This window comes from Labrys sp. (in: a-proteobacteria) (genome assembly GCF_047605565.1).
Taxonomy (GTDB): Bacteria; Pseudomonadota; Alphaproteobacteria; order Rhizobiales; family Labraceae; genus Labrys; species Labrys neptuniae.
The window spans coordinates 42,622-64,847 of record NZ_JASGFM010000030.1 but is presented as its reverse complement, the minus strand read 5'-3'; the positions used below and the strand labels follow the sequence as shown (position 1 = coordinate 64,847).

Below are 22,226 nucleotides of genomic sequence, written 5' to 3'. Positions count from 1 at the left end.
CTCGAGCGCCGCCGCTGCCTTACGGGTATGTCCCGCACCAGGCCCGCCACCACTACATTCTCTATCGCCGTCAGCTTCCCGAACCGGAAGTCATTTTCGCTCACCGCGATCCGTGTCGCCAAAACTGCCGGGCTGACGGGCCACAAGAAACGCAAGATGGCGCTCGATGCGATCCAGGCGTTCCAGGATCGCCAGGGACTCGTCTTTACCGATCTGTTTGTCGACGGCATCAAGAGAACCTTGGGAGCCGTGGGTCACTTCAGCCACCGAATCCGAATGCTCGCGATCAGGCATTGCGTTTCCTCGTATCGTTTCTTCAAAGGAAGGTTGAACTGTTGAACGAGATCTCCAGACGAGGTCCAACGGCATGATGTCGCGCCAGACATTCTGATGGCAGACCGGTCTGAGAAAGCGGCGGATCGACATCGCGCCGACCGAGATGGTCCCGAAATTCGTGCTGGCCGGATAAGGCCGGCCATGCACCATCGCGTCCGTAGCGTCGACCCCGGTCGGATAGCCGTTCATCAACAAGCGGCCTGCCTGGCGTTCCAGTGTCCGCAAGAGGCTCGTTTTCGAAGGTGGCCTCCGCGGCTATCCCTTCGCCTGCGATCAGGCGTCTGCCATGTGGGACAAAGGTCATGGTGCTCGCTCGTGATCGCGCAATGTCAGCCGAAATAACGGACGCGGAAGGCATCGATAGCCACGGCGATGAAGATCATCACGCCGCCGATCATGCCCACATAGAAGGAGGGAACGTTGATGATGGCGAGGCCCACCTGGATGACGGTCAACAGCAGGACGCCGCCCAGCACGCCACGCACATTGCCGCGTCCACCGAAGACGCTGACGCCGCCGATGATCGGCGCCGCGATCGCATAGAGCAGATAGCTCGATCCCTGGTTCGAGGTGATCGCCATCTGCCATGATGCCAGCAAGAACCCGGCCAGACCGGCAAGGAACCCCGACATCGTGTAGGTGATGACCTTGACACGGCCGACCCGAATTCCCGCCGAATTCGAGGCGACAGGATTGCCGCCAACCGCATAGATCGAACGCCCCAGCACCGTGCGGTGCAGGACGACGGCGATCACGACCAGCGCCATTACGAACACGACCGGCATGATTGGCCAGCCGCCCACCATGGCCTGCCCGATCCAGACATACCCGTCCGACATGTTGGTCAGCGTCTTGCCTTGTGTCAGCGCGAGCAGGGCCCCTTGCAGGATGATCATCATCGACAAGGTCTCGATCAGCGACACCATTTTCAGGCGCGTGATGCAGATGCCATTGAAAAAACCGATCAGGGTGGCGACCGCCAGGCCCATCAGCGCGGCGATCAGCCATGGCATTCCGAGATCGGAATAGGCAAGAGCCCCCACGGCCGCCGAAAAGCCCGCATTGGCGGGAATGGACAGGTCGATCTCCGCCACCAGAAGCGGCAGGGCCACGGCAAGCCCGAGCATTCCCAGGACGGTTGCCTGCACCATCACGTTCTGAAGATTCATGACGGTCAGGAAGTAGTCGTTGAACGCACCGAAAATGGCGACCAGCGCGATGAGCCAGATCCAGACGATATTGTGGAGGACCCACCCCAGAATTGCGTCACGGTTCAACTTGGCGGCAGGCGGGGTGACCGTACCATTGACAGTTGCCTTGCTCATACCAAACTCTCCTGTTCTCCGGACGCATCAGGCCTGCACCGAAGAACGCAGGCGTTCGACGGTGATGGCTTCTCCCGTGAGGGTTTCCTTGATCTGGCCGTGCTCGAAGATGCAGACGCGGTCGACGGCACGTACCAATTCGTCGGTGTCGGTCGAGACGATGATGACCGAAACACCGGCGGCACTGAGTTCGTCGATGATCCGCAGCACGTCCTGCTTAACGCCCACATCGATGCCTCGGGTGGGTTCGTCGACGATCAACAGACGCGGCTCGGTGGCAAGCACGCGGCCAAGGCAGACCTTTTGCTGGTTGCCGCCGCTGAGTGTATCGACCGCATAGTCCGGATTGGGTGCCTTGACATCCATTGCCTTGAAATAGCGGTCGATGATCTCGGCTTCGGCGGCGCGATCGATGTAGCCCATGCGCGCGCGCGCCGGCAGCGAGGACAAGGCAATATTCTGTCCGATCGACATTTTTCCGACGGCACCGTCCCTGCGGCGGTCATCCGACAGAAAGGCGATCCCCGCATCGAGAGCGGCGCGAGGGGTTCGGGGCAGCCTGCGCTGTGTGCCATCGATGGCGATCGTGCCACTGGCCGGATACAAACCGAATATCGCCCGGGCCAGTTCTTTCGCCCCCGCCCCCGGCAGGCCGGTCAAGCCCACGACCTCACCCGCCGCGATATCCATTGCCTTGAGGGACAGGTACTGGCCTTTGACGTCGCGCAGCGACACGTGAGGCGCCTTGCCGGCATGATCGCGTCGGTCCCGCTGGAACAGGGCCAGTCCACGGCCCAGCACGAGCTCGGTCAGTTGCTCGGAGGAGAGGGAGGCGACGTCCTCGGAACCGCCGGCAAGACCACCGTCCCGAAGCACCGACACCGCATCGCAAATCTCCAGGATCTCGTCATTGTAGTGGGAGATGAAGATGAAGGTGACGCCATCGCTCTTCAAACGACGCATGAAGTCGAAAAGCACGCGCCTGTCGGCGACGGTCAGCGCAGCTGTCGGTTCGTCAAGGATGATGACTTTGCCGCCCGAAAACATCGCCCGCAGGATATTGAGCTTGCGCCTTGCGACGGCATCCAGGCGGCCGGCCAGCGCATTGGCGTCGATGCCGGAGCCTTCGAGTATTCGCAACGCGTCCTGACGCAGGGCCTTCCAGTCGACAAAGCCGTTCTTCACCGGCCAGATGCCCAGCATCAGATTCTCGGCGGCGGTCAGGTTGTCGATGATCATAGGCTCCTGGGTCACCAGGAAAACACCGGCCTGCTCCATCGTCTTGACGTCGACATGGTGGAGCGGCCGGCCGTCCATGACGATTTGCCCGGAGGTTGGCGAGCGCTGGCCGGAAATGATCCCGACCAGCGTGGACTTGCCGGCACCGTTCTCGCCAAGAAGGCCATGGATCGTACCGCGGCGGATGCTGAGCGACACGCCGCGCAGCGCCCTGACCGGTCCATAGCTCTTCGTGACGTTGTCGATCCGCAGGATCTCGTCTTGCGCAGTTGTGGACCCACGCAAATCATGCGCCGTCATATCGCCCCTCCCAGATCATTGTGTGAGCCGGGGCGGCTATTTGCGCCCCGGAAAACCAGATTCGGGAACTATCGGTAGGCGATACCCCAGTCCTTTTCGGCAACCGCTCCCCAGTGGCGCCGGTCGTTGGCGTTGTCGCCATTGATGACGAAAGCCGGGATGATCAAGGTGGGGCCGGTCTTGCCGGCGACGAGATCGCCCTTCTCCCAGAAATATTTCTTGTTCTCATAAGTGCCGAGCGGCACATCCTCGCCCTTCAGGGCATGCTTCACGATCATCTCGACCGCGATTTCGCCATAGGCGATCGGATCCTGCGACACGCAGGCATCCATATAGCCTTCCTGGATCCATTTGAGCGCGACCGGCTCGCCGTCGATATTGATGAAGATGACATGGCCGTCCTCGCCCACCTTCTTCCAGCGTCCCTTCTGCTGCAGCGCGGTGACGATGCCACGGGAAGGCGAGTCGGAGGGCGCATGCACGGCGTCGAGGTCGGGATGCTCGGAAAGCGTGGAGAGCGTCACGGACAGCATCTGCTCGAGCTGCCCCTCGGTGGGGCGCGCCAGATATTTGATGTCAGGATATTTCGCAAAGACCGAGTCCATGCCTTCCTTGCGCAGGCGCCAGGCGACCGAAGCGAGCGCGCCATAACAGTTCAGCACCGTGCCCTTGGGGCTTCCGTGTTTCTTGACCAGACGCTTGACGATCTCCTCGGCGGCCATGACGCCACCCTGGAAATTGTCGAAGCTCACGGTGATGGCAACTTTCCCGCCATCCGCCGGCGTATCGATGATGCCGACCGGGATCGATTGCTGGTTGTAGCGCCGGATGGCGGAGACGATGGCCTGGCTATCGATCGGATCGGAGATGATCGCCGACGGGCGTGAAAGCAGCAAGCTCTGCCATTGCTCGAGCTGCCGCGTGTTGTCGAAATTCGCGTTGGTCGCCTGGAACTCGCCGGAGCTTTCCTTGACGGCGCGCTTCACCGCTTCTTCCTGGATCACGAAGAAGTAGTAGTCGAGGCTCTTGTTCGAATAGGGGATCGACAGGCGGCTTTGCGCGGCGAATGCGCCCTGCCCCGTCATCATCCCCAGCCCGATCGCCGCTCCGCCCGCAAGCACGCCACGCCGGCTAATTCCCCCTCGGATCTCCATTTTGCTCTCCCTGATGCTGTTTTTTGGCGCATGTAGTATTACTAGATATTGAGTTCAACTGTCAACTGGTCGCGCGGCGCGCCGTGATAGCTGCCGCGCAACTTGTGCCATGAAATTTTGAAGTTTTTAGATTTTCCTATTTTATTACAATAGGATGTAAGGGTTTTTGGTTTCGCTTCGAAAAAGAGCGGATAACACCGATCCCTTTCCTATGCGGAGTTTTACTAGATCACCGCATCTTCACGTAGGATGTTCCATCGAAACAGCCCACGACCATTCCCACTGCCTCGCGGGTGAAAAGACCGTTCTCGACCACGCCGGGTATGCGGTTCAACTCGAGCTCCAATGGTGCGGGATCGGCTATGATCGGACCGCAACGGCAATCGAGAATGAAGTTGCCGCTGTCCGTCACGACGGGCTGCCCGTCCCGTACGCGGCGCTCAATCCTGACGTCTTTAATCCCGTGATCGGCGAGCGCACGCCCCACCATGCGCTCGGTCTGCTTCCAGGCGAACTGCACCACTTCCACCGGCAGGGGAAATCCTCCCAGGCAATCGACGATCTTGGTCTCGTCGCAGATGCAGATCATTCGCCTGGAGGCATGGGCGACGATTTTTTCCCACAGGAGGCAGGCCCCACCGCCTTTGATCATATTGAACTTGTGATCGATTTCGTCCGGTCCATCGATGGTCAGATCGAGTTCGCCGATGTCGTTGGGATCGGTGATCTCGATCCCCACCCCACGCGCGACGTCGATCGTCGAACGGGACGTCGTTGTGCAGGTCAGTTTCATTCCTGCGGCAACATGCTTGCCAAGCTCGCGCACGAAGAAATGCGACGTCGTGCCCGATCCCAGGCCCAGCTTCATGCCGTCGCGCACGAATTCCTGGATCACGCGTCGGCCCGCGACCTTCTTGGCTTCGTCCTGCGCGCTCATTCTTCCTCCTCTGGCGCAAGGCTCCGCCGCGCCTCTTCAGGGTTTCAAATCTTGTCTGTCAGCCAATTGTCGAGCGCAGGCAGTTGGTCGGGGAACTGGCTGCCGCTCGAAATGGCAATGGCGGTCACCAGCATGTTGGTGACCAGATGGTGGTTGAGACGCGATGCCAGCGGCGTCATCAGTTCCGTCCGGTCGTAGGGCAGGACGGCGACCATGGCATCCGTAACCCGTGCCAGCGGGCTCTCGCCGGCGGCGATCGAGACCACGCGTGCGCCGCGTGCCCGCGCAGCGATGGCGACTTCGACCATCTGCTTGGTATGTCCCGATTGCGAGAAGATCAGCGCGACTTCGCCGGGCCTGGCCCTTTCGGCATGCATCCATTGGCGTTGCCTGCCCAGAAGGGCCTGGCACCGCATGCCGAGGCGTTGGAACTTGTGCTCGGCGTCGAGCGCGTTCACCTCGGAAATTCCGGCTGCATAGATTCCGGTCCAGCTTGCTGCCTGAAGCACACGCGCGGCTTCCGCCACCTGTTCGGGCACCAGATCCTCGGCCAGTCTCTGGATCGCGTTCAGCGAGTTCCGGCAGGTCTTGCGCACGATGTTGTCGATGCTGTCATCAGGAATGATCTGTTCGTAGGCGAAGGGTGCCGAAGGCACGAGGCTCTGCGCCAAATGCAGCTTGAATTCCTGATAGCCTTCGAAGCCGAAGCGGCGGCAAAACCGCATGATCGTCGGGTCGCTCACCGAGCAGGTCTCGGACAAGCGCGCCATGCTCATGTGCAGCACCTCCGAGGGTGAGGCGCTGACGAAGGCGGCGACCCGCCGCTCAGCCGGATGCATCTCCTCGCGTTCTTGTAGGATACGTTGCAGCAGGCTGACGGTCATCTGGCACTCTCCTTGCCGCTATTCGGCGGCGGTGGGTCTTGGATCGTGCTGCAACAGATCGGCCAGGCGGGTCAACCGATGACCGGTGGGAACGTCGACCGAGGCGCCAGCTCCCCACGGAACAACGTAGAATGGCACACCCGCCGCCTCAGCCGTCGCGCGATCGACATTCGTGTCGCCGACATAGGCCCAGCTACCGGGCTCGAGCGCCATCGCTTCGGCGACAGCCATGAGATGACCCGGATCCGGCTTGGAAGCAGGCACCGCATCCGCACCAATCGCCGCATCGAAGAGGTCCGCCAAGCCAAGCTGCTCCAGGACCTTGCCGGTCACTGCGTGGTTCTTGTTGGTGCAGATGCCAAGCCGCGCGCCCGCCTGGCGCAAGGCCGCCAGATCCTCCGGGACATGTGAGAAAAACTGCGTCCTGCCTGCGGGATCGTCGAGATAGGCCTGCAGATATCCTTCGAACGCCCGCTCGACCGCCTCCTCGTCATAGGCGATGCCCTTGTCCTCAAGGATATCGAGGATCAGGCGCCTCGGTCCGTTGCCGATGAATTGCTCCACATAGCGCGGATCGAGTTCCGGCCAACCATTGGCGGCAAAGCCTTTGCTGAGGGCCGCGGCTATGTCGGGCGCACTGTCGATCAAAGTGCCATCGAGATCGAAAATGAATGCGGCGTAAATCGGCATGTCGCGAGTTCCTACGGCTACTGGTCAAAAATGGCTTCGCCGAGCGCATCAAAGGTCTCGCTCAACGCCGGGTATAGATTGCGATAGGCGTGGTGAGCACGGGCATAGACCTGGGCGGTGCCCGGGTCTGGGCGTTCCCACGTCAGGTCGCGGCAGCTGCGCGCCGCACTTGCCACGTCGGGCCACACGCCAATCGCCAGGCCCGCGACCAGTGCTGCCCCGAAGGCCGCACCCTCCGCAGCACCGTCGGTCGTCACCACATCGCAGCCGAACATGTCGGCCTGAATCTGACGCCAGAGTGGCGAGCGCGCACCGCCTCCCGATGCCTTCACAATTTGCCCGTCGATGCCCATCGGCTTCATCAGCGCGTGCATATCGGCAAAAGCGTGGACAACGCCTTCCATCACAGCACGCGCAAGATCGCCACGCCTATGCCGAGCGGTCAGCCCGACAAAGGCACCTCTTGCCCCCGGATCGGGATGCGGGCAGCGTTCCCCGTTGAGATAAGGCAGGAATAGCAGGCCGCGCCCGCCGGCGGGACTCTGTGCCGCCTCCGCCACGATCTGATCAAACGAGGTCAGCGCACCGTCTGACCCAGCCCACAGCGTCTCGCGAAACCAGCCCATCGCCCCGCCGGCGTTCAGCGAAACGCCCATGCAATGCCATTTGTCCGGCGCAACATTGCAGAATACCTGCAACCTGCCGTCCGGGTTGTCCTGCGGCGAGTCGAGTGCCGCGGCAAGAATGCCGGCCGTTCCGATCGTCGACTGCAATTCGCCGGGGGCAATCACGCCGGACCCGATCGTCTGAATGACGGCATCGCCCCCGCCACCGGCGACCGGTATGCCTTCGGGCAACCCGAACAGATCGGCACCGATGGCCGAGACCCGCCCGGTGATCACCTGCGATTCAAAGACCGGCGGTAGCAGGGTCGGATCGATCCCAGCCACCTCGATCAAGCCCTTGGCCCACTGGCGCCGCCGCACATCGAAGAGCCCCGTGCCGGAAGCATCCGAGACCTCCGACGCGACCTCCCCCGTCAGCCGCAGACGCAGATAATCCTTGGGATTGAGCATCACCTTCATGCGCGCGAACAGCTCCGGCTCGTGATTGCGCATCCACAGGATCTTGCCCCCGGTATAGCCGACCAGCATCCGGTTGTTCGTGGCGGCCAGTACTCCTTCGAGCCCCCCAGCCGCCTCGGTGATCGCAGCGCATTCGGCGCCGTTGCGCTGGTCATTCCAGAGGATCGCCGGCCGCAGCACCCGATGTCCCTCGTCCAGCGGCGTGAGCCCGTGCATCTGGCCGGAAAGGCCGATGCACGAGATCTCGATCTCTGGCGCCTTGGCCAGCGCGCCGGCAACCGCCTTGCGCGCACCTTCGACCCAGAGTTCAGGATCCTGTTCCGACCATCCCGGATGCGGTTGCGATAGCGGATAAGTCTCGGTTTGCGCCGCGATGACGGCGCCATCGGCCGCAATCAACAACGCCTTGCACCCGGAGGTGCCGATGTCGATTCCCAACAGCGCCTGCATCGCTCAAGCCCCCACACCGTGATGCAGCCGGACATGCTTGAAATTGAAGTATTCAAGCAGCCCCTCGCGACCATGTTCATAACCGACACCGCTCTGCTTACGTCCCCCATAGGGAGCGTTCATGATCCCGGCATCGACATTGTTGATCGCTACATTGCCGTAATCCAGGCCCGCAGACAGGGTCTGGATCTCGGTCAGGTCGCGTGCATAGACATAGGAAGCCAATCCGTAGGGCGTGTCATTGGCCAAGGCGATCGCCTCGGACAGCTCGTCGTAAACGGCAACACCGACCAGCGGGCCGAAGGTCTCCTCGGTCATCACCAGCATCTGGTGCGTGCAGTCGGCCACCACGGACGGACGGAAGAAATGCCCCTTGGCATAGTCGGCGCCCTCGGGCGCCTTGCCGCCCGCGACCAGTCGTGCGCCCCTGGCCAGTGCGTCGTCCAGATGTGCCCGCGTCTTGGCCAGCGGCTCGCCCGAAGCCATCGCCCCCAGATCGGCGTCGGGCCGTTCGAGCCCATTGTGGACGCTGAGCGCCTCGGCCGCCTGGCCCAGTCCCGTGAGGAAATCCTCGTAGACGGAGCGGTGGACATAGATCCGGTTGATCGCGATACAGATCTGGCCGCAGTTCCGGAAACTGCGGCGTGCCGCGCCTTTGACCGCCGCAGCGATATCGGCGCTCGCCGTCACGACCATTGGGCAGTTGCCGCCGAGTTCCAGCGACAGGCGCTTCACCTGGGGACAGCTTTGCTGGATATGCAGGCCAACCGCACTCGATCCGGTGAAGGCGATCTTGTCGACCTGAGGGTGCTCCACCAGCGCCTGTCCGACCTGCGCCCCCTTGCCCGTCAGCACGTTGACCACCCCTGCCGGGATTCCCGCCTCGGCGCATTTGGCGGCAATGGCGAGCGCGGTGAACGGCGTAATCTCGGCGGGCTTGATGACGATCGTACAGCCCGACGCCAAGCTCGCGCAAAGCTTCCAGCCCACGAGCTCGGCCGGATAGTTCCACGGAGTGATGGCGCCAACCACGCCGATCGGCTCGCGTACGACGAGGCTCTGGAATCCAGGCTGCTCGTTCGGGATGATCTCGCCATGAACGCGGGTGGCTTCCTCGGCATAGAAATGACAGGCCTCGGCGAGCTTGAGGATCTCGCCTTTTGCCTCGTTGACGGGCTTTCCCTGCTCGGCCGTCATGACCCTTGCCATCGCCAGAGCATCGGCTGCGATCGCATCCCCAAGCCGATGAAGCGCGGCCGCGCGCACCTTGGGCAGCTGCCTCGCCCAGGGACGGAAAGCACGGCGTGCGGCGAGGACGGCTTCCTCGACCTCGGCTTTCGTTGCCGCGGCGATCTGGCCGATGATCTCGCCTGTCGCCGGGTTCTCGACGGGAAGACGCCCGCCCCCGCCTTTTCGGAACGCACCTTCAATGAAGAGCATGCCATCCATCTGGGAAATCAGGTCGTAGGGGGTCTGGTTTGTCATGACGTATCTTCGCCACCTCCCGCTGTGAGCTATCGCTGCCCGTGCCCAGAGTGATATAGCATCACTACATATTGGCAAGAGGAATCTTGGAGGAGAGGCTGCCAAAATGGCGAAGAGCAGAAACAGCGATTTTATACAAATAATTGATTATATTAGATTAAATTTATTTACCGGAATAGCCGAAGGAAGGGAAGAACCCGGGCCCCCTCTCAAAGCGCTTGACCAATGTCCTCCGCTATATGTAGTTTTGCTAGATATAACGAGGAAACGTTCAATGCTGCCCACTTCGCCCGAAGCCGGGAAACTCGTTGGCCGCGTATGGCGGCCAGGCAAGGGCCCTTCGATCGTCATACTGCGCGACGGTACCCTCATCGATGTGACCGAGAGCGTGGTCTCCATGGCCGATTTTCTTGATACCGATCCTGCAGGTCGCTTCGATGCTCTCACCGGCGAGGCGATCGGAGTGCCGCAGGACATGGTCCTCGATCCGACCGAGATGGGCTATCATTCGAACCGCCCTTGCCTCCTCGCCCCGGCCGACTTCCAGGCCCTGAAGGCCTGCGGGGTGACCTTCGCGCAAAGCATGGTCGAGCGCGTGATCGATGAGCGTACGTCCGGCGATCCGGGCCGCGCGGACGAACTGCGCCGGCGGATAGGAGCGGCAATCGGCGGGAGCCTGTCGAACATCGAGGCGGGTTCGGCGAAGGCCGCGGAGGTCAAGGCCGCGCTGATCGCCGAAGGGCTATGGTCGCAATATCTCGAGGTGGGCATAGGCCCGGACGCCGAAGTCTTCACCAAGTCACAGCCAATGTCGGCCGTGGGCCCGGGCGCACAGATCGGGGTGAACCGGATCTCGAGCTGGAACAACCCCGAACCCGAAATCGTGCTGGCCGTCGACAGCAAGGGCACTATCCGCGGCGCGACGCTCGGCAATGACGTGAACCTGCGCGACGTCGAGGGACGGTCTGCCCTCCTTCTCGGCAAAGCCAAGGACAACAACGCCTCCTGCGCCATCGGTCCATTCATCCGGCTGTTCGACGACAACTTCACGCTCGCCGATATCGAGACTGCGACCCTGACCATGTCGGTTGCGGGAACAGACGGCTTCCGCATGTCGGCACATTCGAACATGGCGGAAATCAGCCGCAAGCCCGCCAGTCTGGTCTCGCAGACATTGAACAAGTCCCACCAATATCCGGACGGCTTCATGCTGTTTCTGGGGACCATGTTCGCGCCCACGCAGGACCGCGCAGAAAAGGGTTCGGGCTTCACGCACGCAAAGGGCGATGTCGTGGCAATCTCGACGCCGCTTCTGGGCACGCTGCAAAACACTGTCGTCTACTCCGACGAAGCGGCACCATGGACCTTCGGCACGCGTTCGCTCATGCGCAATCTGGCAGGGCGAGGACTTCTTTGAGCTGCGGGCGAGCCAGACTGTCCGACACCCCGGGCCCTTGGAAATTCCCAGCGTGAACGAGGGCCGTCACGCCCTCTTTGCTGAATGTCAGGGCTGCCGTTCGGAGGAAACCCGTGCTGCGAGTCTGCGGGTTATAGCCATGTCGAACCGCGCTGCCCTGCTGCCTCGCACGCTGATGGCAGCAAGCCGTCACCCTGTCTGCCAAGCCGATGGAGGAACGAATGGACTATAGGGCGAAGTACGATCTGATGGGCAAGCTTGCGCTGGTCACCGGCGCAGGACAAGGGATCGGAGCCGCTATCGCCGAGGCGCTCGCGGCGACCGGAGCCGAAGTGATCTGCACCGACATCAAGCGCGAGCGGGCACAAGCCACCGCACTCGATCTGAGCTCCAGGGGCCACAAAGCACGGGCGGAGGTTCTGGATGTCACCGACAGCGCGTCGATCGACGCATTGGCGAGCGCCTTGCCCCCGCTTGACATATTGGTCTGCAACGCGGGGATCGTGACCAACACGCCCGCCGAGGACATGACCGACGCGGAATGGGACCAGGTCATTGCCGTCAACCTGACGGGCGTGTTTCGCACCTGCCGCGGGTTCGGCCGGCGGATGCTGGAAGCTGGGGCAGGCTCGATCATCAATATCGGTTCGATGTCCGGCCAGATCGTCAACATCCCGCAGCCGCAGTGTCACTACAACGCCTCAAAGGCAGGCGTGCACCACCTGACAAAATCACTGGCGGTCGAATGGGCCAAGCGCGGCGTGCGGGTGAATGCGGTCGCACCCACCTATATCGAGACACCGCTCCTGCATGGTCTCGAAAGCCAACCAGGCTTGTTGTCGCGCTGGCTGGACATGACTCCCGCCGGCCGGATGGGGCAACCGCATGAAATCGCCTCCGTCGTTCAATTCCTGGCTTCGGATGCATCGAGCTTGTTGACGGGCTCAATCATCAACGCCGATGGAGGCTATACATGCATTTGAGAACTCGTTGCCTTGGCGCTGGCCCGGATGAACCTTCCTCACGCAGCTCGATACCCTTGTCCTGCCTGCCGCCCTGCCGGCATCGGTCGAACCGCAACGGCGTGGAACCACCGGAAATCCCAAACGCGATGGCGACTATGCGCAGCGCGACGTAGACCACCTGACAACCCCTCTCCCAGGCGAACCAGCCATGCCCCCCATCGATGACCATCTGGCCATTTTCGATCCTGTCACCGATCCCGACCAGGCCGAGCGCTATCTCACCGACTGGCCGCGCGATGCGAAGGGACGGGCTCGCGCTATCCTGCGCCCACGCACCGTCGAGGAGGTTGCGCAGATTGTGCGTCTATGCGCCGCCGCCGCCATTCCCGTCGTACCCCAGGGCGGCCATACCGGGCTTGTCGCAGGTGGGGTGCCTTCGGCTGACGGCACAGAAGTGGTCGTCAGCCTGGAACGGCTGAACCATATCCGCGAAATCGACCCGGCCAACTTCTCGATGACAGTGGAGGCAGGCTGCATCCTCGCCAATCTCCATGCCGTCGCCTCCGAGCATGAGCGCCTCTTCCCCCTGGCGCTCGGCGCCCAGGGAAGTTGTCAGATCGGCGGCAATGTCGCCACCAATGCCGGCGGCCTCAATGTGCTGCGCTATGGCATGACGCGCAATCTCGTGCTCGGCATCGAGGCCGTGCTGCCGGACGGGCAGATCTGGAACGGCCTGAGGAAGCTGCACAAGAACAACACAGGCTACGACCTCAAGCAGCTTCTCATCGGTTCGGAAGGCACACTCGGCATCATCACGGCGGTGAGCCTGCGCCTCTTCCCCAAACCGACGCAAGTGGAGACGGCCTTCCTCGCGGTGGAGAACCCCGCAGCTGCCGTCGCGCTCTACGGACTTGCCCGGCGAGACCTCAGCGACCTGCTCTCGGCGTTCGAGCTCATCGGCCATGTCGGCGTGGAACTCGCGCAGGAGGCAACGCCGGATTTGCGCCATCCCCTGGAAACCAGATCCTCGCACTATGTGCTGATGGAGGCCTCGGCCAGCGGCCTGGTCGACCTCTCTGCCCTGATGCAACGCTTTCTCGAGAGCGCGATGGAAGCAGGCCATGTCCTCGACGGCACGGTTGCTGCCAACAGCGCGCAGGCCGGTGCGCTCTGGCGCATCCGCGAGGACCTGGTGGAGGGGCAGGCCCGCCGCGGCCGTCATCTGCGCACAGATGTCTCGGTGCCGATTTCGGACATCGCCGCCTTCCTCGCCAAAACGGATGCTGCGCTGGCGCAGGCCGAGCCCAACGCCATTCCCGTAGCCTATGGACATGTCGGCGATGGCAACCTCCACTACAATGTGCTCCCGCCGCCTCACATGGCAGAGGGCGACAAGCCAGCTTTTCTCAAGCGGTGCGAGCAGGTGGTCTACGCCGCCCTGCCTGAATTCGCGGGCTCGATCAGCGCCGAGCACGGGATTGGCCGCGCCAAGCTTGGCTCCTACCTCAAAGGCCTGGCACCTGAGGAGAAAGCCCTGACGGAAGGCGTTAAGCGTCTCTTTGACCCCAAGGGCATCATGAGTCCGGGACGGTTGTTTGAGGTGTGAAGAAGTCCGCTCCGTCATATGCCGCACAGGAAGTTGACTTCCGCAATTGGTTGCGCGGCATGGGTACTCTGATTTGAACCTGTAATCGCAGTCGCTTCCTTTTTCTTGCACGTTAGAGAAAAATGACCTTTCTTCGAATCACCATTTTTCTTTAACTATTTATTTTACATGACTTATTAATCGAAGAATCCATCAGAATTTCCAAAACGCCGATATAATATATTATTTTTAGGCCCGGTTCCTGCAACGCATAAAGTCGCACATCGGTTTTATTCATAAAAATCCGTGGCAATTACTGTATATTCGCGACCGAACAAGGTCGATGACCTCGTCACCAAGTCGCGCCGCTACTGCCTGAAGAACGACGCCTTCCAATCCGCCGCCTCTCTCCACGTCGCCATCAAGCACTTCATCAGCGAGCATAGCCAGCCGTCCCAGCCCTTTGTCTGGCGTTCCGATCCCGAGCGGCTCATCGCCGCCGGCAGATCGGGCGGCAAGTGCCGGAACCAATCCGGCAGATAAGAAGCCGCGCCGACATTTAACGACTTGACAAATGATCAAATCTGGAGGAGCCTAATTTTAGAGCGCTAGGCAGAGCTGCCTATTTACGCGCCACATCTGATTACATTTCCAACAGGCGAGTGCGCTCTGCACGCGTATGGTTGGTGGCACGGACGCCCACGGCAGACCAGCCGCTGGGCGTTTTTTGTTTTGGAATGGGCTTATGTCGGCAACAAGGCATCGCATCGGAGTAATGTTCTCGACGACCGGCTCCTATAGCGTGGTCGCGCGCTCCATGCTGAACGGCGCCTTGCTGGCCTTCGAGGAGATCTCCCGGTCCTTTCCGGATCTCCGGCTCGAGCCTGTCGTGGTGAACCCCGGAGGTGACCTGGCACGCTATGCCGAGCATAGCCGGCAAATGACCAGCGACGGCATACGTCATGTGATCGGGTGCTATACGTCATCGAGCCGCAAGGAAGTCATCCCCTGTTTTGAAAAATACGATGCCCTGCTGTGGTATCCCTCACACTATGAGGGGTTCGAGACCTCGAACAATGTCATCTACACGGGCGCTTCACCCAACCAGCACGTGCTTCCGCTCGTACGCTACATGCTGGCCAATATCGGCTCGAACGCCTTCTGCGTCGGATCGAACTACATCTGGGCCTGGGAAAACAACCGCATCTTTCGCGAGGCCATGACGGCACAGGGCGGCAGAGTTCTGGCGGAACGCTATGTCGCCATCGGCGACACCGAATTCGGCCAGGTCGTCGACGCGATCCTCTCGGCCCGTCCCGATTTCGTGTTCAACAACCTCATCGGTGAGAGCGCCTATGCGTTCTTCCGTGCGTTTCGATCAGCTTGCCAAGCCCGCGGCATCGATCAGGCCGCGCAGATCCCCATCGCCAGCTGCACGCTCTCCGAACCGGAACTGGAGGAGATCGGCCAAGAAATGGTCGATGGTCATCTGAGTTCGTCTGTCTATTTCTCCTCACTGGAGACTCCAGCGAACAAGGCATTCACCACGGCCTATGAGCGGTCCTTCCCAAATGGCCCGGCCACATCGGCCGATGCCGAGGCCTCCTATATCGCCGTGCAGTTGCTGGCACGCGCATTGTCGGCGGCAGGTACGGACGAGGTGTCCGCCGTCAAGAACGCCGTCGCTCGCCAGAGGTTCACAGCACCGCAAGGCGAAGTCTGGATCGATCCTCAGACATCCCATGCCTGGCTCACGCCACGCATCGGCCGCTCGAACCGGAAGGCGCGCTTTGATGTGATCGTCGAGGAGGCCGGCCCCATTCAGCCCGACCCCTACCTCGTTCAGTCCTCGCCACGATATGCCGTTGTCTCCCACACGCCAAATTTGAGGATCGCAAAGTGATGGTTGCTCGCCTCCTCCAGAACTTCAACGGCAGCAGGGCCCTGATCGTTACCGCCAACCGCACCGCGGTCGAAGCTCTCGAAACAACGCTCGCGAAATTGGGGGTGACCAGCGAGTTCCTCATCGTCGCCGATGGCCGCGTCGACTTCGACATGACAAGCTTGAAGCAGGAGCGGGATATCCTCTTCGTGGACGGCGATCTGGACGGCACTCTTCCCCTGGAGACCGAGGGTGATCCACGCCTGCCACCAGTGCCAGTCATCGGGCTGGTGGGCGTGGAGGCACCGAGCCGGCTCAAGCGTCTTGTCAATCTCGGTGCGACGGCCTTCCTGCGCAAGCCGGTGCACAGCGCAGCCATCTACACCGCACTGTTCCTGGGCGTGAATCAGTTCCTGCTGCGCAATGATATGCAGAACCGCCTCGACGACATGGAGCGACGACGGCGTGGCCGCCGCTCGGTGATCAAGGCCGTGCTGACGCTAACGACACAGACCGGCATCGATGACGATGAAGCCTACAACCGGCTGCGGCGCGAAAGCATGCGTTTGCGGGTCAGCCTGGAAGAATACTGCGAGGAGTTCCTCGGCAGATGGGCGGCAACGCCCAAAATAACGGTGCGCGAAGGGCCCTCCGGCCGGCGTGCCGAGACAAAATAAGCGTCGACAGAGGAGAACTCACATGACTGGGAAGACCAAAAGGGGGCTGCGAGCCGCAACCCTCACAGGGACACTTTTGCTCGGCATGTCCCAAGCGCTCGCAGCCGACCCGATAAAGCTCGGCGTACTGGAAGATCAATCAGGCGACTTCGCCGTCGCCACCATCGGCAAGGTTCACGCGATCCAACTGGCCACCGACGAGATCAACGCCAAGGGCGGCATCGCGGGGCGCCCGCTGGAACTGGTCGTCTACGATACGCAGTCCGACAACACCCGCTACCAGGAATTCATGCGCCGGGTGCTGCAGCGAGACAAGGTCGACGCTGTCTTTGCCGGCTTCTCGTCGGCTTCCCGCGAAGCCTATCGGCCGATCGTCGACCAACTGGACGGATTCGCCTTCTACAACAACCAGTATGAAGGCGGGGTTTGCGACGCCCATATGATCGTTACCGGGGCGGTCCCCGAGCAGCAGTTCTCCACACTCATCCCCTGGATGATGGAGAAGTACGGCAAGAAGGTCTACACCCTCGCCGCCGACTACAATTTCGGACAGATCTCCGCCGAATGGGTGCGCAACATCGTCAAGGAGAATGGCGGCGAGATGGTCGGCGAGGAGTTCATCCCGCTCGGCGTCTCGCAGTTCTCGCAGTCGATCCAGAACATCCAGAAGGTCAAGCCCGATTTCGTGGTGACACTCCTGGTCGGCACGGCCCAGGCCTCCTACTACGAGCAGGCTGCGGCAGCGAATGTCGGCTTGCCGATGGCGTCCTCGGTGAATGTCGGCCAAGGCTATGAGCACAAGCGCTTCAAGCCGCCGAGCCTGAAGGACATGTATGTCACCACCAACTACATCGAGGAGATCGACTCGCCTTCGAGCAAGGATTTCGTCGCCAAATTCAAGGCGAAGTTCCCGAGCGAACCCTATGTGAACCAGGAGGCCGAAAACTCCTACCTGGCGGTCTATCTCTACAAGCAGATGGTTGAACGGGCCAACGGCTCCACCAAGCGTGACGACTTGCGCAAGATCATTGCGCAGGGGGACGTGTGCATGGATGCGCCGGAGGGCAAGGTGTGCCTCGACCCCAAGAGCCAGCACATGTCCCACACGATCTATCTGGCGAAGGTCGGGGCGGACCATTCCATCACCTTCCCCAAGGTTTGGCAGGACATCAAGCCCTACTGGCTGGGCGATGCCGGCTGTGATCTCACCAAGAACGATCCGCAGGCGCAGTACACCCCGTCCAATCCCCCTCCGAAATCTTGAAGCAAGGCAGCAACTGTCTGGCCTGGAAGAAGCGCCGCTCCCGCAGCGGCGCCCATTCCAGGTCCCTCGCCCGCCTTGCAGGCGGCCTGGATCTCGAAATCAGGGTTGTTCCTCCCGATGGATGTCGGCACATTTGTCTTTTCCTCGCTCTACCAGTTCGGCGACGCATTCGCCTTCCTGGTTCTCTCCGCCTGCGGCCTCGCCGTCATCTTCGGCATGATGGGCGTGATCAATCTCGCCCACGGCGAATTCATCATGTGCGGCGCCTATGTCACGGTTTCCGCGGCTCATGCGGGGCTTCCCCTTCCCTTGGCCATCTGCGTGGGTACCCTGGTGTCGGCGGCCGTGGGAGCCTTGGTGGAAATCGTCATCATCCGCCATCTCTACCACCGGCCGCTCGACACCATCGTCGCGACGTGGGGCCTGAGCCTGATCGCCACGCAAGGCACGCTGATCGTGCTTGGGTCGACGATGATGGGAGTCGGGACGCCTCTCGGCAGCTTTCAGATGGCGGGCTATTCCTATTCGCTCTATCGCGTCGTGCTCTTTTTCATGGCGATCGGGGTGCTTGTCGGCCTCTATGCCCTGTTCAACTGGACACGTTTCGGGGTGATGGCCCGGGCCACGATCCAGGTACCGCACACGGCCGCCGCTCTCGGTATCGATACGCGTCTGGTCTACAGCCTGACGTTCGCTTTGGGAGCAGGCCTGGCCGGACTGGCCGGCGGGCTCTATGCGCCGACGATGACGCTGGTGCCAACCATGGGCACGACCTTCATCATGGAGGCCTTCGTCACGGTGGTCGCCGGCGGCGCTGACGTCTTTCTTGGAACGGCTCCGGCCGCGGCCATCCTTGCCATCGTCAAGTCGGGCATGACCTCCTGGCAGGGCCAGCTCTTCGGGCAAATCGGGCTGCTGATCGCCGTCATCATCGTGATCCGGGTTCTGCCCAAGGGCATTTCCGGCTTCATCCTGCGCGAACGAGCCTGAGACCGGGAGACGGGCATATGAACAGTCTCCTGCGTTTCCTGGGCTGCCTCGAAGGTCCACAGACGATGGGAAGGGGTCCGTCATTCTGGATCGGCTTCCTCATGGTGTTGGCCGCGGCATGCGCCTACCCGGCCTTCAGCGATGGCTACACGGTCGGTAACACGGTCTATTTCTTCACCTGGGCCTTCATGGCCCTCGGCCTCAGCCTCATCTGGGGCTATGGCGGTGCCTTGAGCTTCGGACAGACGGCCTTCTTCGGCATAGCCGGCTACAGTTATGGCATTCTCACCATCAATTTCGGGGCGAACTACGGCTTTACCCTGATTGCGGTCGTACTGGCAGTCGCCCTCGCGGCCTTCTTTGCTGCCTTGCTTGGCTATTTCCTCTATTTCGGCCGCATTACAGGGGTCTTCCTGGGCATCGTCACGCTTTCGGTAACGTTGGTGCTCGAGCGCTTCATGGCACAGACGGCCGGCCCGGAATGGCACATCGGCAAGGCTCGCCTCAACGGCTTCAACGGCATGAGCAACATGCCTGCTCTGACCATTCCCTGGCCTGGCGGCAATACCGTGCTGTTTCCCGACATCGGCCTCTATTATGTCGTGCTTGGCCTGCTCGTCGTGACCTATCTGAGCCTGCGCATCCTGGTGAATTCGCGCTTTGGCAACGTGCTCGTCGCGATCCGGGAGAACCCCGAACGGGCGGAAATGCTCGGCTACGACATCCGCAAGTATCAGCTGGGCGCCTTTGTGATAGGGGCTGGTCTCGCAGGGCTCTCCGGCGTCCTCTATACCAGTTGGGGTCAGTACATCACGCCATCCAGCATGGGCATGACGGCGGCTGCACTGCCCGTGATCTGGGTAGCCGTCGGCGGACGCTCCGATCTGACCGCCACTCTCGTGGGCACTCTGGTCGTGCTGTCGGCATTCCAGACTCTCACGATCTACGGCAGCCAGTACGCCCTGGTCGTCATGGGCTTGCTGCTCGTTCTCACTGTCCTGATCGCACCGCGAGGTCTCGTCCTGTCCGGCGCCGATCTGCTGGGGCGCCTCCTGCGCGGACGCAAGGAAGGAGGAGCCTGATGCCGATGCTCGAAACGCGGGCCCTCAACAAGCATTTCGGTGGCCTGCACGTCACCAACAATGTCGACCTTCGCCTGGAAACCGGCGAGGTGCATTGCCTGATCGGCCCGAACGGTGCCGGCAAGAGCACATTGTTCCGCTTGATCCTCGGCGAGCATGTCCCGAGCGATGGACACATATTGCTGGCGGGAGAGGACATCACGACCCTCAAGCCGTTCCAGCGGATCCGCCGCGGCATGAGTGTGAAATTCCAGGTGCCCGGCATCTTCAAGGCACTAAGTGTCCGCCAGAATCTCCAGATCGCCATGCAGCATCATTTCGATCCGTCCGCCCTGGCCGGTGAGATCGACCGCCTCCTGGAATTCCTTAATCTCGGCTCGGAGGCGGCCCAGGCCGCCGGCAATCTCAGCCACGGCCAGAAGCAATGGCTGGAGATCGGCATGGCCATCAGTCTCAAGCCCCGGCTCCTGCTCCTGGACGAACCGACGGCAGGCATGTCGCCGGAGGAGACCCACGCCACCGGCGAGATGGTCAAGCGCCTGAATGCCGACGGCATGACCGTTCTGGCAGTCGAACACGACATGGCTTTCGTCCGCCAGGTCGCCCACAAGGTTACCGTTCTCCATCTGGGGCAGGTCTTTGCCCAGGGCTCGATCGACGCGATTGTCGCAGATGAGCGAGTGGCGGCCATCTATCTGGGACAAGCTCATGCGTAAGGAAGTCCTGCTCTCCACTCTCGGACTTCGTGCCGGCTATGGCGGCAAGCCCGTCCTGCAGGGCCTCGATCTCGAAGTGCACGAGGGCGAGATCGTCGCCGTCATCGGCCGCAACGGCGTGGGCAAGTCCACGCTGATGAAGAGCCTGATCGGCCTGGTCCCCGTCATGGACGGCTCGATCATCTATCGCGGTACGCCCATCAACGATCTGCCTGCCCACAAAAGAGCGCGACTGGGCATCGGCTATGTGCCCCAAGGGCGGGATGTCTTTCCCCGCCTGACGGTCGCCGAGAACATGGCGGTGGGTGCGATGCGCAAACCAGCCAACGCCGGCAGCGGGCGCGCGCTCGACTATTTCCCGATCCTGCGCGAGCGCTGGAGCCAGCGTGCAGGGACCATGTCGGGAGGGCAGCAACAGCAATTGGCCATCGGCCGCGTGCTGATAGCGGAACCTTCCCTGATCCTCCTGGACGAACCCTCCGAGGGCATCCAGCCCAACATCGTCCAGGACATCGCCAGCATCATGGTCGAGCTCAACCGGGCGACCGGCGTCACCATCGTCCTGGTCGAGCAGAACATCGACATGATCCGGGCCATGGCACAGCGCTGCTACGTCATGGACAAGGGCCGCATCGTCGCGGCGCTCGATCGGGAATCCCTCGCGGACGGCGAGGCCATGCGCCGCCATCTCGCCGTGTGATCCACACCTCGAAAAGGAGAAGACTATGTCATCGACCCAGACGCCGTGGCTCGACCAATCCATCATGGCGCGCAAGGGCGTCGCCAAAGGCAAGACGGGAGCGTCCCACACCATCACCGAAGCCGACCAGGGCAAATACCATTACGTCTACGGTCCCTATGTCGATCCCGTGCTCTCGGTTGATCCCGGCGCCGTCATTTCCGCGGAGACACACGACGCCTTCGAGGGACGTATCCGGCATGAGACCGACAAACCCACGCAGATCCTCAATTTTCCCTATCTGAATCCGCAGAATGGGCCGATCTTCGTGAATGGCGCGGAAAAGGGCGATACGCTCGCCGTCTACATCAAGAGCATCGTGCCGCGAGGTCCCCAGCCATGCGGTACGACGCTGATCATGCCCGAATTCGGCGGGCTGGTGGGGACGGCCGACACCGCGCTGCTCAACCCGCCCCTGCCCGAGCGCGTCAAGAAACTCCACATCGATGCCGAGACGGGCACGAAGTGGAACGACAAGATCACCCTGCCCTATGAACCTTTCATCGGCACGATCGGCACATCACCGGAGATCGAGGCGATATCGGCCCTGCAACCCGATTATTACGGTGGCAACATGGATCTGCCCGATGTCGGCGTAGATGCGGTGATCTATCTGCCCGTCAACACAAAGGGCGCCCTTCTCTATCTCGGCGACTGCCACGCCGCGCAAGGTGATGGCGAGCTCTGCGGTGTCGCGATCGAGCATCCGACCGTCACCACCGTGCAGGTCGACCTGATCAAGAACTGGACCATCAAGTGGCCGCGCCTCGAGACCAGGGATTTCATCATGACCATCGGCTCCTCGCGGCCAATGGAAGATGCCGCGCGCATCGCCTATCGCGAGCTGGTTCGCTGGATGGCGACCGACTACGGCTTCGAAGACATCGATGCCTATATGCTGCTGACCCAAGCTGGGCGCGTTCGTCTCGGCAACATGGTCGATCCCAAATATACGCTGGGCGCTTCCATCAAGAAGTCCTTCCTGGGCTGACGCCCTCCCCATCCTGCCAGATCCCAACCGGTT

The 22,226-nt window shown here is 61.7% G+C and carries 20 protein-coding genes and 1 pseudogene; 12 read left to right on the top strand and 9 right to left on the bottom strand.

The genetic code is table 11. The annotated features are described in order from the left end of the window. Positions 1 to 354 precede the first annotated feature (354 nt). From QM672_RS23115 to QM672_RS23075, 9 genes and pseudogenes are all read right to left on the bottom strand, one after another. A pseudogene (locus QM672_RS23115) lies at positions 355 to 564 on the bottom strand (aldehyde dehydrogenase (NADP(+))); the annotation flags it as partial. A gap of 101 nt (positions 565 to 665) precedes the next feature. Continuing rightward, positions 666 to 1,661: an ABC transporter permease gene (locus QM672_RS23110; protein WP_311940278.1), complete on the bottom strand. Its 996-nt coding sequence runs from the start codon at positions 1,659 to 1,661 to the stop codon at positions 666 to 668. 27 nt (positions 1,662 to 1,688) lie between these two features. After that, positions 1,689 to 3,200 (bottom strand): sugar ABC transporter ATP-binding protein, encoded by a 1,512-nt coding sequence (locus tag QM672_RS23105; protein ID WP_415085394.1) that lies wholly within the window; start codon positions 3,198 to 3,200, stop codon positions 1,689 to 1,691. A 68-nt stretch (positions 3,201 to 3,268) separates the two neighbouring features. Beyond that, positions 3,269 to 4,354 (bottom strand): sugar ABC transporter substrate-binding protein, encoded by a 1,086-nt coding sequence (locus tag QM672_RS23100; protein ID WP_415085392.1) that lies wholly within the window; start codon positions 4,352 to 4,354, stop codon positions 3,269 to 3,271. A gap of 229 nt (positions 4,355 to 4,583) precedes the next feature. Beyond that, positions 4,584 to 5,291 (bottom strand): ribose 5-phosphate isomerase A, encoded by a 708-nt coding sequence (gene rpiA / locus QM672_RS23095; protein ID WP_415085390.1) that lies wholly within the window; start codon positions 5,289 to 5,291, stop codon positions 4,584 to 4,586. A 44-nt stretch (positions 5,292 to 5,335) separates the two neighbouring features. Then, a complete protein-coding gene (locus QM672_RS23090) occupies positions 5,336 to 6,175 on the bottom strand; it encodes a MurR/RpiR family transcriptional regulator (RefSeq protein ID WP_415085388.1) in 840 nt (279 codons plus the stop codon). Positions 6,176 to 6,193: 18 nt separating this feature from the next. After that, a complete protein-coding gene (locus tag QM672_RS23085) occupies positions 6,194 to 6,865 on the bottom strand; it encodes an HAD-IA family hydrolase (RefSeq protein ID WP_415085386.1) in 672 nt (223 codons plus the stop codon). A gap of 17 nt (positions 6,866 to 6,882) precedes the next feature. Further along, a complete protein-coding gene (gene xylB / locus QM672_RS23080; RefSeq protein WP_415085384.1) occupies positions 6,883 to 8,400 on the bottom strand; it encodes a xylulokinase in 1,518 nt (505 codons plus the stop codon). A 3-nt stretch (positions 8,401 to 8,403) separates the two neighbouring features. Then, complete coding sequence (locus QM672_RS23075) at positions 8,404 to 9,885, bottom strand: aldehyde dehydrogenase family protein (protein ID WP_415085382.1); 1,482 nt, start codon at positions 9,883 to 9,885, stop codon at positions 8,404 to 8,406. A 274-nt stretch (positions 9,886 to 10,159) separates the two neighbouring features. Here QM672_RS23075 and QM672_RS23070 point away from each other — a divergent pair, with 274 nt between their 5' ends. The 12 genes from QM672_RS23070 to QM672_RS23015 all read left to right on the top strand — a co-directional run bounded on the left by QM672_RS23070 (position 10,160) and on the right by QM672_RS23015 (position 22,193). Next, positions 10,160 to 11,302, top strand: coding sequence for a fumarylacetoacetate hydrolase family protein (locus QM672_RS23070; protein ID WP_415085423.1), 1,143 nt, complete (start codon positions 10,160 to 10,162; stop codon positions 11,300 to 11,302). 221 nt (positions 11,303 to 11,523) lie between these two features. Then, complete coding sequence (locus QM672_RS23065; RefSeq protein ID WP_415085380.1) at positions 11,524 to 12,285, top strand: SDR family NAD(P)-dependent oxidoreductase; 762 nt, start codon at positions 11,524 to 11,526, stop codon at positions 12,283 to 12,285. Between the two features lie 190 nt (positions 12,286 to 12,475). Continuing rightward, positions 12,476 to 13,873, top strand: coding sequence for an FAD-binding oxidoreductase (locus QM672_RS23060; RefSeq protein ID WP_415085378.1), 1,398 nt, complete (start codon positions 12,476 to 12,478; stop codon positions 13,871 to 13,873). Between the two features lie 285 nt (positions 13,874 to 14,158). After that, positions 14,159 to 14,395, top strand: coding sequence for a hypothetical protein (locus tag QM672_RS23055; RefSeq protein WP_367626344.1), 237 nt, complete (start codon positions 14,159 to 14,161; stop codon positions 14,393 to 14,395). Positions 14,396 to 14,597: 202 nt separating this feature from the next. Continuing rightward, the gene (locus QM672_RS23050) at positions 14,598 to 15,755 is read left to right on the top strand and encodes a transporter substrate-binding domain-containing protein (RefSeq protein WP_415085421.1); all 1,158 of its coding nucleotides are present in this window, start codon (positions 14,598 to 14,600) and stop codon (positions 15,753 to 15,755) included. After that, positions 15,755 to 16,411 (top strand): ANTAR domain-containing response regulator, encoded by a 657-nt coding sequence (locus QM672_RS23045; RefSeq protein ID WP_311940258.1) that lies wholly within the window; start codon positions 15,755 to 15,757, stop codon positions 16,409 to 16,411. Before QM672_RS23050 ends, QM672_RS23045 begins: the two co-directional genes overlap by 1 nt. Positions 16,412 to 16,433: 22 nt before the next feature. Beyond that, the gene (locus tag QM672_RS23040) at positions 16,434 to 17,675 is read left to right on the top strand and encodes an urea ABC transporter substrate-binding protein (protein ID WP_311940256.1); all 1,242 of its coding nucleotides are present in this window, start codon (positions 16,434 to 16,436) and stop codon (positions 17,673 to 17,675) included. Positions 17,676 to 17,792: 117 nt separating this feature from the next. Then, positions 17,793 to 18,665 (top strand): ABC transporter permease subunit, encoded by an 873-nt coding sequence (locus QM672_RS23035; RefSeq protein WP_415085375.1) that lies wholly within the window; start codon positions 17,793 to 17,795, stop codon positions 18,663 to 18,665. Between the two features lie 17 nt (positions 18,666 to 18,682). Next, positions 18,683 to 19,747 (top strand): branched-chain amino acid ABC transporter permease, encoded by a 1,065-nt coding sequence (locus QM672_RS23030; protein WP_415085373.1) that lies wholly within the window; start codon positions 18,683 to 18,685, stop codon positions 19,745 to 19,747. Further along, a complete protein-coding gene (locus QM672_RS23025) occupies positions 19,747 to 20,463 on the top strand; it encodes an ABC transporter ATP-binding protein (RefSeq protein ID WP_311940251.1) in 717 nt (238 codons plus the stop codon). The genes QM672_RS23030 and QM672_RS23025 overlap by 1 nt, the downstream gene beginning before the upstream one ends. Beyond that, the gene (locus QM672_RS23020; protein WP_311940249.1) at positions 20,456 to 21,163 is read left to right on the top strand and encodes an ABC transporter ATP-binding protein; all 708 of its coding nucleotides are present in this window, start codon (positions 20,456 to 20,458) and stop codon (positions 21,161 to 21,163) included. Before QM672_RS23025 ends, QM672_RS23020 begins: the two co-directional genes overlap by 8 nt. A gap of 25 nt (positions 21,164 to 21,188) precedes the next feature. Continuing rightward, a complete protein-coding gene (locus tag QM672_RS23015) occupies positions 21,189 to 22,193 on the top strand; it encodes an acetamidase/formamidase family protein (protein WP_367626347.1) in 1,005 nt (334 codons plus the stop codon). The last annotated feature ends 33 nt before the right edge of the window (positions 22,194 to 22,226 follow it).